12 protein-coding genes are annotated in these 12,450 nt (G+C 57.9%); 9 read left to right on the top strand and 3 right to left on the bottom strand.

Annotated elements, in window-relative coordinates:
- The first annotated feature begins 97 nt into the window (after positions 1–97).
- The 7 genes from NDJ82_RS25765 to queC all read left to right on the top strand — a co-directional run bounded on the left by NDJ82_RS25765 (position 98) and on the right by queC (position 7,035).
- Entirely contained in the window at positions 98–604 is a 507-nt protein-coding gene (locus NDJ82_RS25765; protein WP_032885619.1) for a disulfide bond formation protein B, read from the top strand.
- A 794-nt stretch (positions 605–1,398) separates the two neighbouring features.
- Entirely contained in the window at positions 1,399–2,340 is a 942-nt protein-coding gene (gene cyoA / locus NDJ82_RS25760; protein WP_043205874.1) for a ubiquinol oxidase subunit II, read from the top strand.
- Between the two features lie 3 nt (positions 2,341–2,343).
- Positions 2,344–4,362, top strand: coding sequence for a cytochrome o ubiquinol oxidase subunit I (cyoB, locus tag NDJ82_RS25755; RefSeq protein ID WP_033896216.1), 2,019 nt, complete (start codon positions 2,344–2,346; stop codon positions 4,360–4,362).
- Positions 4,363–4,365: 3 nt separating this feature from the next.
- Positions 4,366–4,992 (top strand): cytochrome o ubiquinol oxidase subunit III, encoded by a 627-nt coding sequence (locus NDJ82_RS25750; protein WP_017734786.1) that lies wholly within the window; start codon positions 4,366–4,368, stop codon positions 4,990–4,992.
- A complete protein-coding gene (gene cyoD, locus NDJ82_RS25745) occupies positions 4,992–5,333 on the top strand; it encodes a cytochrome o ubiquinol oxidase subunit IV (RefSeq protein ID WP_010206434.1) in 342 nt (113 codons plus the stop codon). Before NDJ82_RS25750 ends, cyoD begins: the two co-directional genes overlap by 1 nt.
- An 11-nt stretch (positions 5,334–5,344) precedes the next feature.
- Positions 5,345–6,232: a heme o synthase gene (cyoE, locus tag NDJ82_RS25740; protein ID WP_019817484.1), complete on the top strand. Its 888-nt coding sequence runs from the start codon at positions 5,345–5,347 to the stop codon at positions 6,230–6,232.
- Positions 6,233–6,336: 104 nt separating this feature from the next.
- A complete protein-coding gene (gene queC / locus NDJ82_RS25735; RefSeq protein WP_250926559.1) occupies positions 6,337–7,035 on the top strand; it encodes a 7-cyano-7-deazaguanine synthase QueC in 699 nt (232 codons plus the stop codon).
- A gap of 88 nt (positions 7,036–7,123) precedes the next feature.
- On the opposite strand, the gene NDJ82_RS25730 is transcribed toward queC, so the two are convergent.
- Together NDJ82_RS25730 and NDJ82_RS25725 are read right to left on the bottom strand one after the other, a co-directional pair.
- Entirely contained in the window at positions 7,124–8,002 is an 879-nt protein-coding gene (locus tag NDJ82_RS25730; RefSeq protein ID WP_099587279.1) for a queuosine precursor transporter, read from the bottom strand.
- Positions 7,989–8,591, bottom strand: a complete 603-nt coding sequence (locus NDJ82_RS25725; RefSeq protein WP_250926558.1) for a helix-turn-helix transcriptional regulator — start codon at positions 8,589–8,591, stop codon at positions 7,989–7,991. Before NDJ82_RS25725 ends, NDJ82_RS25730 begins: the two co-directional genes overlap by 14 nt.
- Positions 8,592–8,898: 307 nt before the next feature.
- Here NDJ82_RS25725 and glyA point away from each other — a divergent pair, with 307 nt between their 5' ends.
- The gene (gene glyA, locus NDJ82_RS25720; protein WP_191948310.1) at positions 8,899–10,254 is read left to right on the top strand and encodes a serine hydroxymethyltransferase; all 1,356 of its coding nucleotides are present in this window, start codon (positions 8,899–8,901) and stop codon (positions 10,252–10,254) included.
- A 144-nt stretch (positions 10,255–10,398) separates the two neighbouring features.
- Entirely contained in the window at positions 10,399–11,481 is a 1,083-nt protein-coding gene (ptaA, locus tag NDJ82_RS25715) for a pyoverdine biosynthesis transaminase PtaA (RefSeq protein ID WP_250926557.1), read from the top strand.
- Positions 11,482–11,538: 57 nt separating this feature from the next.
- Here ptaA and NDJ82_RS25710 read toward each other — a convergent pair whose 3' ends face one another.
- The gene (locus tag NDJ82_RS25710) at positions 11,539–12,255 is read right to left on the bottom strand and encodes a hypothetical protein (protein ID WP_158877520.1); all 717 of its coding nucleotides are present in this window, start codon (positions 12,253–12,255) and stop codon (positions 11,539–11,541) included.
- Between the last annotated feature and the right edge of the window lie 195 nt (positions 12,256–12,450).

Genomic DNA, 12,450 nt, shown 5'->3' with positions numbered 1-12,450 from the left:
CCTGCCCGATTAATCCCCCGTTAACCCCCCTCTGTTTAAACCACTCCCTGTGTGTAAACTTGCGGCCATTGGCACAACCAAACAAAGGGATACGGGGATGAGTGACGAATTGCGTTTAGGCAGGGAGCGGCGCTTTCTGGTGTTGCTGGGCATCATCTGCCTGGCGCTGATCGGTGGGGCCTTGTACATGCAGGTGGTGCTGGGCGAGGCGCCGTGCCCGCTGTGCATCCTGCAACGCTATGCCTTGTTGTTGATTGCGATCTTCGCGTTCATCGGCGCAGCCATGCGCACCAAGGGTGCCCTGACCTTTTTCGAAGGCCTGGTGATCCTCAGCGCCGTCGGCGGGGTGGCCGCGGCGGGACACCACGTGTACACCCAGTTCTTCCCGCAGGTCAGCTGTGGCATCGATGTGCTGCAACCTATCGTCGATGACCTGCCCCTGGCCAAGGTCTTCCCGCTGGGCTTCCAGGTCGACGGCTTCTGCAGCACGCCGTACCCGCCGGTGCTGGGCCTGTCCCTGGCGCAGTGGGCCTTGGTGGCGTTCGTGCTAACGGTGATCCTGGTGCCCCTGGGCATCTATCGCAATCGCCAACGCAAGGCCTGACCTCTTCCATGAAAACGCCCCGGTCCTTCTTTAAGGAAGGCCGGGGCGTTTTTGCCTGTAGGCTTTTGTGAACAGAGCGTGACGCCGGACAACGGTGGGGTGCGCGCAGCGTGCGACATGTTGTCACACGGAAGCCGCCGCAGGACGTTTCTGACCCGCCAAACCATCGCTTAAATTTGCAAAAAACGCCCAAGATGTGCTGTCAGTTCGTGGTTCGCGAGAGGCCATGCGCCTCACGCCGTACACGCCTTGGCGTGATGTCCGAATGCCTTGTTTTCTGGGGGGTTGGATAGGTTTTGCATGCCCTTACGCGATGTAAGGGCTGCGGCGGTTGCGCCAATAACACGGCAATTTTTGTGGTTTTTGTTGGGAATCTAACGCGATAAGATCGCGAACCCTTGCAATATGGGTGAAGGATTATTGCTGTAATCGATAAAAATTATTTCTTTATAAGACATGGTTTATACATCGCTAGCTAACTACAATCGCCCGCACTGAATGTCCGGTGCTGTTCAATATTTGAGCACCGGAGCGGTCGAGGGGCAGATGGATGGCTCTGTGCGACCCCAAGGTTCCGGCAGCCTTTCAACTATCCGCACCAAATGGAATTGGTCTGTAACAAGGCCTTTAACCACGAAATCGAATAAGAACTCACCGCAGGTCCGTGAAACGCTCCGTTATGGCGTGCCGGGCAGGCTCTTATTCAATCGAAGAGAAATGCCAACCCTTGGCAGGGTGAAGTGTTGGCGATCAAAACCCAACTGCATTGCGCAAGCTGCTTTAGAGGTCGTGAGATGAGTAAAAACAGGTACCCCCGATTACTAGGCTTTTTGCCGCTGCTTGGCATGATGTTAATGCTGGGAGGCTGCAAGTGGACCTTGATGGACCCGAAAGGACAGATCGGTCTGGATCAACGAAACCTGATCATCACCGCCACGCTGCTGATGCTGTTGGTCGTGGTGCCTGTGATCATCATGACCTTCGCCTTCGCCTGGAAATACCGCGCGTCGAACACCAACGCGACCTACGCGCCCAAGTGGTCGCACTCCACCAAGATCGAAATCGCGGTGTGGCTGGTCCCGATCCTCATCATCATCGCCTTGGGTTACATCACCTATAAGTCGACCCACGAGCTGGACCCGTACCGTCCGCTGGAGTCCGACGTCAAGCCGATCAACATCGAAGTGGTCGCGCTGGACTGGAAGTGGCTGTTCATCTACCCGGACCTGGGTATCGCCACGGTCAACCAGATCCGCTTCCCGGAGAACACCCCGCTTAACTTCCGGATCACCTCCGACGCCGTGATGAACTCGTTCTTCATCCCAGCCCTGGGTGGCCAGATCTACGCGATGGCAGGCATGCAGACCCGCCTGCACCTGATCGCCAACGAAAAAGCTGAAATGGAAGGCATCTCCGCGAACTACAGCGGCGCTGGCTTCACCGGCATGAAATTCAAAGCGATCTCGACGAGCCAGGAAGATTTCAACGCCTGGGTAGCCGAAGTCAAGGCCGCACCTAAACAGCTTGATCAAGCTGAATACGACGCCCTGACCAAACCAAGCCAGAACAACCCAGTCGCCCTGTACTCCACGTATGAGCCGAACCTGTTTCAGAAAATCGTCGACAAGTACGAAGGTATGAAGCCAGGCAAGCCGGTCAAGCACGAGAAGAAAGAAGTGGCCGCGGTTGAAGGTTCTGACACGGGCTCGCATTCAACTGCTGGGGCAGAGGAGTAAACGATGTTTGGTAAATTAAGTTGGGATGCGGTCCCGTTCCACGAGCCGATCGTAATGGTGACCATCGCCATGATCGCGCTGGGTGGTCTGGCACTGTTTGCAGCAATTACGTATTACAAGAAATGGACCTACCTGTGGACCGAGTGGCTGACGTCTGTCGACCACAAGAAAATCGGTGTCATGTACGTCATCGTTGCCATGGTCATGCTGCTGCGTGGTTTTGCCGACGCCATCATGATGCGTACCCAGTTGGCCATGGCCACCGAGGGTTCGCCTGGCTATCTGCCGCCTGAACACTATGACCAGATCTTCACCGCTCACGGTGTGATCATGATCATCTTCATGGCGATGCCTTTCTTCACCGGCCTGATGAACCTTGCCTTGCCGCTGCAGATTGGTGCCCGTGACGTTGCCTACCCGTTCCTGAACTCCCTGAGCTTCTGGCTGCTGGTTTCCGGCGTTGTGCTGATCAACCTGTCCCTGGGCGTCGGCGAATTCGCCAAGACCGGCTGGGTCGCGTATCCGCCATTGTCGGGCCTGCAATACAGCCCTGGCGTGGGTGTGGACTACTACATCTGGGCGCTACAGTTATCAGGGCTCGGGACGACATTGACGGGGGTCAACTTCCTGGCCACCGTCCTGAAAATGCGCGCCCCTGGCATGAAACTGATGGACATGCCGATCTTCACCTGGACCTGCACCTGGGCCAACGTCCTGATCGTGGCTTCGTTCCCGATCCTGGCCGCTACCATGGCGCTGCTGTCGCTTGACCGTTACCTGGATTTCCACATTTTCACCAATGAACTTGGTGGCAATCCAATGATGTACGTGAACCTGTTCTGGGCATGGGGTCACCCTGAGGTGTACATCCTGATCCTGCCAGCGTTCGGTATCTTCTCCGAAGTCATCTCGACCTTTACCGGCAAGCGCCTGTTCGGTCACCACTCGATGGTCTACGCATCGGGTGCGATCTCGGTACTGGGCTTCATGGTGTGGCTGCACCACTTCTTCACCATGGGTTCGGGGGCCAGCGTCAACGCCTTCTTCGGCCTGGCGACGATGCTGATTTCCATCCCGACGGGGGTGAAGCTATTCAACTGGCTGTTCACCATCTACCACGGTCGTCTGCGCATGACCAGCCAGGTCCTGTGGACTCTGGGCTTCATGGTGACCTTCGCCATCGGCGGCATGACCGGCGTACTGCTGGCCATTCCGGGTGCTGACTTCGTCCTGCACAACAGCCTGTTCGTGATCGCTCACTTCCACAACGTGATCATCGGCGGTGCGGTATTCGGTTACATCGCTGGTTTCAGCTTCTACTTCCCGAAAGCGTTCGGCTTCAAGCTTCACGAAGGCTGGGGCAAGGCTGCGTTCTGGTTCTGGATCTCGGGCTTCTTCGTCGCGTTCATGCCGCTCTATGCACTGGGCTTCATGGGCATGACCCGTCGTCTGAACGCTACTACCAACCCTGAGTGGGTGCCGTACCTGTACGTCGCCATGTTCGGTGCGATCATGATCGCCGTGGGTATCGCCTGCCAGCTGATCCAGCTGTACGTGAGTATCCGTGACCGTAAGCAGAACGCTTGCGACTCCGGCGACCCATGGAATGGCCACACCCTGGAATGGTCGACTTCGTCGCCACCTCCGTTCTACAACTTCGCCGTGATCCCTACTGCGAACACCATTGATGCGTTCACCGAAGCCAAGGAAGACGGTACTGCGTACCAGCGTCCTAAGCACTACGAGCCGATCCACATGCCAAACAACACCGCCACTGGTGTGGTGATGGGTGCGCTGTTGACCGTGTTCGGTTTCGCGATGATCTGGCACATCTGGTGGCTGGCAATCGTGGGCCTGGTTGGCACTATCGGTTACTTCATCGTTCACGCCGCGCGTGACGATCAAGGCTACATGGTGCCGGTCGAGACGATCGAACGCATCGAAGCCGAGCAACACGCTCGCCTGGTAGCCGAGAAGAAGATCCCGGCCAACCGTGTAGAAACCTCGTTGGAACAGGCTTAAACCATGTCGAACTTAGTGACCAATGCTGGACACGCCCATGTCGATGACCATGGGCACGATGACCATCACCACGACTCGGGGCCGATGACCGTTTTCGGTTTCTGGCTCTACCTGATGACCGACTGCATCTTGTTTGCGTCGATCTTCGCGGTGTACGCGGTACTGGTAAACAACGTAGCGGGTGGCCCGTCGGGCCACGACATCTTCGAACTGCCTTACGTGCTCGGCGAAACCGCCTTGCTGTTGTTCAGTTCGATCACCTACGGCTTCGCCATGTTGGCCTTCTACAAGGGCAACAAGAAAGGCGTACTGAGCTGGCTGGGCCTGACCTTCCTGTTCGGCCTGGGCTTCATCGGCATGGAGATCAACGAGTTCCACCTGCTGATCTCCGAAGGCTACGGCCCGCACCGCAGCGGCTTCCTGTCGGCGTTCTTCACGCTGGTCGGCACCCACGGTCTGCACGTAACTGCCGGCCTGCTGTGGATGGCGGTGATGATGTATCAGGTCAATAAGCACGGCCTGACCAACACCAACAAGACCCGCCTGAGCTGCCTGAGCCTGTTCTGGCACTTCCTGGACGTGGTCTGGATCTGCGTCTTCACCGTTGTTTACCTGATGGGGACTCTGTAATGGCTAATGCACACTCCCATGACCATGACAGCCATGATGCGAGCCACGGCAGCGTTAAGTCGTACGCCATCGGCTTCATCCTGTCGGTAATCCTGACGCTCATCCCGTTCGGTCTGGTGATGTACCCGACCCTGCCCAAGTCGATCACCTTGATGATCGTGCTGGCATTCGCGGTGATTCAGGTTCTGGTTCACCTGGTGTACTTCCTGCACCTGGATCGTTCCAAGGAACAGCGCGATAACGTGATTGCGTTCGTGTTCGCAGGTCTTGTGATCCTGCTGCTGGTTGGCCTGTCGATATGGATCATGTTCAGCATCCATACGTTCATGATGGCGAAGTGAGGTAAGACCCGATGTCGCTTAAGCACTTTATCCAAATCACCAAACCGGGGATCATTTTCGGTAACGTGCTTTCTGTGGCGGGCGGTTTCTTCCTGGCCTCCAAGGGACATGTCGATCTGGCCATCTTCCTGGCTGCGATGATCGGCACGTCCCTGGTGGTTGCTTCCGGTTGTGTCTTCAACAACTGCATCGACCGTGACATCGATATCAAGATGGAGCGCACCAAGAATCGCGTGCTGGTCCAGGGCCTTATCTCCCTGAAGCTGGCACTGATCTTCGCGACCGTCCTGGGTGTTGCCGGTGTGGCCCTGTTGTACAAGGTGGCCAACCCGTTGGCGGCGCTGTTTGCCGTGATCGGCTTTGTCATCTACGTCGGCCTCTACAGCCTGTACCTCAAGCGCAAGTCGGTTCACGGCACGCTGGTGGGCAGTCTGTCGGGGGCGATGCCGCCGGTGATTGGTTATGTGGCTGTGACCAATAGCTTCGACATGGCTGCGCTGGTGCTGCTGGTGATGTTCAGCCTGTGGCAGATGCCGCATTCCTACGCCATCGCGATCTTCCGTTTCAACGACTACCTGGCTGCTTCGATTCCGGTCCTGCCGGTCAAGCGTGGCATCCAGGTCGCCAAGAAACACATCCTGCTCTACATCCTGGCCTTCCTCGTGGCGACCTTGATGTTGACCTTCAGTGGCTACGCCGGCATGAGCTACCTTGCCGTCGCCGCGGCCATGGGCATGTACTGGTTGTACATGGCCTGGACCGGCTACAAGGCGGTGGACGACACCGTCTGGGCGCGCAAGCTGTTCGTGTTCTCGATCTTCACCATCACCGCGCTCAGCGTGATGATGTCCCTGGATTTCCAAGTGCCGAAAGAGCTGTTGCTGACCTACGCACACTGAGTGCCTGAGCAGTAAAAAGGCCCCGCCTTCGAAAGAAGCGCGGGGTTTTTTATTGAGTGAGCTTTAAACTATGCCCAAATCCTACCTATGCAGGACGCAGAACGATGACTAAAAAAGCTGTAATCGTATTCAGTGGCGGACAAGACTCCACCACCTGTTTGATCCACGCACTGCCGCACTACGATGAAGTGCACTGCATTACCTTCGATTATGGCCAGCGCCATGTGGCAGAAGTCAAAGTCGCCCAGCAGCTCGCCGGGCAGTTGGGGGCCACCGTTCACAAAGTGATGGACGTGTCGTTGCTCAATGAGCTTGCCATCAGCAGCCTGACCCGCGACAACATTCCTGTGCCGACGGTGAACAGCTCAGGTGAAAGCCTGCCCAGCACCTTTGTGCCGGGGCGCAATATTCTGTTCCTGACCCTGGCGGCGATCTACGCCTACCAGGTGAAGGCCGAGACCGTCATCACCGGCGTGTGCGAAACCGACTTCTCCGGTTACCCGGACTGCCGCGATGAATTCGTCAAGGCGCTGAACCAGGCACTCAAGCTGGGCATGGAGTACGACGTGCGCCTGGAAACCCCACTGATGTGGCTGAACAAGGCCGAGACCTGGGCCTTGGCCGACTACCACCAGAAACTGGATCTGGTTCGCGAGCAGACACTGACCTGCTACAACGGCGTCCTTGGCACTGGCTGCGGCGAGTGTGATGCGTGCAACCTGCGCGCACGGGGCTTGAATGATTACGTGCGGAACAAGACGGCTGTCATGCAGAACCTCAAGCAAAAACTGCAGCTCGACTGATCCCCATGTAGATCCCGTCTTGCCGGGCCGGCCTCGGCAGCTGCTACGACCCAAAACGTGCAGTTGCCCGGTGAGGGATTTGCCTGGATCAGGCCTTGGCGTTGGTCAGGTAGCGCTTGAACAGCGAACGCGCGCCATAAGCCGGCAGGATATTGAAGAACGCAAAGCCCACCTTAATTGCGATCTGCACATAGATCATGCTCAGGATATCGCTGGTCTGCATGGCGCCGTAGAACGCGATAAAGCAGAACAGGAAACTGTCGATAATCACCGCGAAGAACGTACTGAGGAAGATGCGCAGGTACAGGTACTTGGAGTTGGTCAGCTCTTTGATCTTGCACAGCAAATACGAGTTGATGTTTTCCGACACCAGGAACGATATCGAAGAGGCGATCAACACCGACGACACCTGCACAATCACATCGTTGTAGGGGCCGTCGAGCTTCCATCCAGGTAAACCGGGCAGGAAGGTCGAGCCGTAGAGCAAAACGATGATCATCGCGTTGCTGGCAAAGGCAAACAGGATGGCCTTTCTGGCAAGCCTGAGGCCAAAGTTTTCGTTGAGCAGGTCCACGATCAGGAAGGTCAGCGGATACAGGAAAGTGCCCGGCGTCACGATAATGTCGAGGGACTCGATGTAGATCGGTTTAGTCGCGGCAATGCTGGTGAAGATATAAAAGGTGAAGAGCAGCAGGTTGAGGACGATGTAGACCATCCACGAGCTTTCATTGCGGTCGTTGAGGTCGTACGCCGTCACCGTACCGGCCTGGGAGTAGTACTTCTTGTACAGGTTTTTAACTTCCATTTTGTTCAGGTTATCCATGATTTCGCTGTTTAAGACTTCGCTCAACTTGACCCTAATGATCTTGCCCGTGGCGATGATCATGATCACCGCCAGGCGCTTGTCATTTTCGAAGCCAAGCAGTTTGTATTTACTGTTTTCGATCTCGCTTTCATACGTGGTCATTGAAGCGCTCCTCAATGATATCCCCCAGGACACACAGTTGTTCTGAGCTGGCGCAGGCTTTACGGCTGATGAACAGCGTTTGGGTGGCCCGGTCGAACACCAGTTTTTCCTTATCGTCGCTGGACGAACCCTTCTGGATGATCAACAGGTCGCCTGGCTCATTCACGCCCGGTATGGCGCGCTCCAGTCGCACGCCGATCAGGTTATGGGAGGTGCCGAAGTAGTACGTGAGCGGGTAGAGGATGGCCAGTTCGCCAATACGTTTATCCAGGTGCTGCATGACCTGGCTTTCCTTGAGCACCGGCACGGCTGCGGGGTTCATGTTGCCTTGGGGCGAGGCACTGCTCTCGATGATTTCCTTGGCTTCAAAATCGATGGTCTCGATTTCTTCGTAGGACACACCGAAAAAGTCGGAAATCTTGCGCAGGGTCGACTGCTGAACGTTGACGACCTTGCCTTCGAGGATGTTGTAGATCGTGGTGCGGGTCAGGCCGGCGGCGTTGCATAGCGACAGCTGGGTCTCACCACGGCTCTTGATCAAGTACTTGATGTTGCTCTTCAAGTGCTCGGTTTTTTCTCGTCTGTGCATCACGCGCTCACCACTTCCCTTTAGTAAAAACCGTTGCGTTGAAGATGCCGTACAGATTGTTCAGCAAAAAAAGCCCATCCAGGGCGTTCCAGGCATCGCGGCGGGCGCAAGTGTTGCACGCGTGCGGCCTAACAATAAAGTCCCGGATGCTCGTCAGCGCCTGCGCGCAGGGCAAATGGCCATCCGCTCGGTAAAGGGGGACAAAAGCGAACATTTAATTTGGAAAATGTTTAATTTCCTGTTTAATTGAACGCCACGGTTCAGGACGAACTGACACGCAGCGACCAAGGAAAGGACACCCCCCCCGATGCCCGTCAATACCGTACACCTGCAGGATCAGGCCGATCTGTTGCGCCGAGGCATGGCGGACCTGCGCGCCGAGGACCTGGAGTTGGCGATGCTGCTGGACGCTGAAGTGGCGCGCCAGCACCGCACACTCTCATTGGTCGCGTCCTCCTGTGCGGTCAAGGCCCGTACTTTGGTGGCCTCCGCGTCTGCACTGGTCAACGTCACCGCTGAGGGCGCGCCCGGCAAGCGTCATCGCGCCGGCTGTGAAAACGTCGATCTGGTCGAGTCACTGGCGATCCGCAGGGCGCGTGAACTGTTCGACGCCCACTACGCCGGCGTGCAGTCGCACTCGGGCTCCAATGCCAATGCCCAAGTGCTGTCCGCCCTGCTGGAACCAGGGGATACCTTGCTGGGCATGGCCCACGATCACGGTGGCCACCTGACCCACGGCAGCCCTGCGGTGTTTACCGGCGCCTACTACAAGGCAATTCGTTACGGCACCACTGCCGAAGGCCTGATCGATTACGAGCAGGTGCGCACCCTGGCGCTGGCCCATCGTCCACGCATCATCATTTGCGGTGCATCGGCGTATTCACGTGTGCTGGATTTCGAGCGGTTTCGCGCCATTGCCGACGAGGCGGGCGCGATCCTGCTGGCCGATATTTCCCATATTGCCGGGCTGGTCGTGACCGGTCGGCACCCCAGCCCGATCAATGCGGCGCATGTCACCACCACCTGCACCCACAAGCAGCTGGGTGGCCCGCGTGGTGGTCTGATCCTGTCCGGCCGCGACGCCCATACCAAGGTGCCGGGCTTGCGGGCGACCTTCAGCCGTGTGCTGGATCAAGCCGTATTTCCGCGGATGCAGGGCGCGCCGGCGGTCAATATGATCGCCGCCAAAGCCGCCGCGCTGGGCTACGCGATGACAGCGGAATTCGACGTCTGCATGGGGCGTGTTCGCGCCCTGGCCGATGAAACGGCCTACGCCTTCCAGGCCCATGACTATGAAGTGGTCGGCGGGCGCAGTGAAAACCATACCGTGCTGATCCGTCTGCGCGGGGATATGACCGGTGCCATCGCCGAGTCGGCGCTGGAAGGCTGCGGAATCGTGGTCAGTAAAAGTCGCGTACCTGGCGAGACCCGTTCGTCTGCCGTTACCAGTGGCCTGTGTATCGGCACCGGCTCCATGGCGCAACGCAATGTCGATGCGCAGGGCTGCCGGCAGGTCGTCGATCTGGTGTGCCGGGTACTTAGCCAGGTCACGCCGCTTGGCGAACACGAATACCATGTCGAGCCTGCTGTGCAGTTGCAATTTCGCGCTGAACTTGAGCGTTTGTGCGCCCAATACCCCATCGCAGACTACTGGGAGCACTGAAACCCGCCCATGAAAAAGCCCCGTCGTCGAAAGCCGTACGGGGCTTTTTCATGGGCGCTCGGTTAAATCAGCCGACCCTTGTCTCGTCATATTCATCTATACGAGCAGTGCGAATCCATCATCCGCCTACAAGGAGTAGTCACCATGGTCAGCGTCAGTCGTCGATCCCTTCTCGCCCTCGGCGCCGCCCTGCCTTTGCTCGGACGCCTGGATTGGGCGGTTGCCGCGTCGCCGTCGGCCAAGACTGACAAGGTGTTGCTCAACTACAACGAAAGCCCCTACGGGCCTTCGTCGGCGGCCCGCGAAGCGATGCAGCGCGGCATCGCCACCACGGGGCGTTATCCCTATAAACACATGTACGCCTTGGCTGAGTTGTTTGCCCAGCAACAAGGGATTGCCGAAGAAAAGGTGGCGGTGTTTTCCGGCTCCATGGCAGCCCTGCGCTACGCGGTGCTGGCATTTACCAGCGAAACCCGCGGCCTGGTGATGGCTACGCCGTCCTACGAAGTGCCGCGCCAGTCCGCCGAATCAAACAAGGCGCCGGTCAACGAAGTCGCCCTCGACGGCGAGCATGCCCACGACATCCCGGCCATGCTGGCGGCTGACCCCCAAGCCGGCATGCTCTACCTGTGCAACCCCAACAACCCGACGGGCACCGTGACGTCGACCGACGCCATCCGCCAGGCCCTGGCGAACAAACCCAAAGGCTGTGTGCTGGTGGTGGACGAGGCCTACATCGACTTCGCCGAGGCCCCAAGCGTGGTGAGTTGGGTCAAGGACCACGACGACCTGCTGGTGCTGCGCACCTTCTCGAAAATCTACGGCATGGCCGGCGCCCGCCTGGGCCTGGCAATCGGCCATCCAGCATTGCTGGAACGCCTGGCGGTGTTTGGCGGCGACAACGTCCCGGCCGGCTCGTCCTTGCTCGGCGGCCTTGCCAGCCTGGAAGATGTGAAGCTGCTGCCACAACGCAAGGCGCTCAATGCCCAACTGCGCGAAGACACCATTTCCTGGCTCAAAGGCCGTGGTTTTACCTGCACTGCATCCCAGGCCAACTGCTTCATGATCGACGTGAAGCGCCCGGCAGAGCAGGTCATCGACGCACTTGCCGGCCATGGCGTACTGATCGGGCGCGTGTGGCAAAACTGGCCGCAGTGGGTGCGAGTGACGGTGGGGAACAAGCGAGAAATGGCGCGGTTTCGCGAGGTATTTGCGGCAACGGTCTAACGCAGTATTGAATTCATGTGGGAGGGAGCAGCTCCTCCCACATTCAGTTCAGTGGTGTCACTGTTGCGCGATGCTGTATCCATCAAACGCGCTCTGCTGCTGCAGTGCGCTGATCACGCTCTTGCGGGTCAGCGGCTGTTCAGCCCCCGAGTTATCCACAAAGCTCTCGACTTCCAGCTCGGCTTCATCGCCTTCACCCACAAAGCTGAAGCCCAGGAACTCAAACGCCTCGCGGTCGATGTTCAGCTTGGAGCGTGGCGTGCGCAGTGGCAGGGTGACGCTGATGCCGTCCTTGCTGATCACAAACACCTCGGCTTCTTTCTTGGGACGGGAAGCCTTGCCCTTGCCGGCGCTGGGGTTGCTGATGGCCTGGTGAGACTGGTTCAGCACCTTGAGGGCCAGGCCGTAGACCAGCTCCTGGAACTCGGGGTCGTCCTTGAAGCTGGACAGGATGCGGCTGATGGAGAATTTGCTGCTCAGGTCTTCCAGCGCGATGTTGTCGGCGGCTTCGGCGTCCTTGAGCTGCTTGAGCTGGCCCATCAGGTCGTAGGCCTTATCGTCATCGAACGCGTCGTGGGCCTGGCGGATGGCAAGGCGCAACTCGCGGATCTGGTCGCTTTCCTTGGAGGTGTGAAACGCGTCCAGCACCATCTCGCTGATGATCTTGGCGGCTGGCACATGCTGTGAAAGATTGATGGCGTTTTCGTATTCAGCTTTGGCGTGCAGGGCGACTACGGATTCTTCGGTGGAGTGTTCGGTGTAAGAATCGGACATTGAAATTTCACTAATTCAGTAAACGGGGAAGACAAAAAGCGTCGCGCATTTTCAGGGGGGAGGGGGATCAGGTCAAGGCAGCACAATGCCCTTAATCGCGGTGCAAGGCAGTAAGCGCCCGCTGCAAGCGCACCGCTCGTCCGCAAAACAAACCTACGGTATAGAGGTGTCGTGGATAATCGGCGAGCCTGCACG

The organism is Pseudomonas sp. SR18 (assembly GCF_023701505.1).
GTDB lineage: Bacteria > Pseudomonadota > Gammaproteobacteria > Pseudomonadales > Pseudomonadaceae > Aquipseudomonas > Aquipseudomonas cyclaminis.
This window is presented reverse-complemented; position numbering and strand designations above follow the sequence as displayed.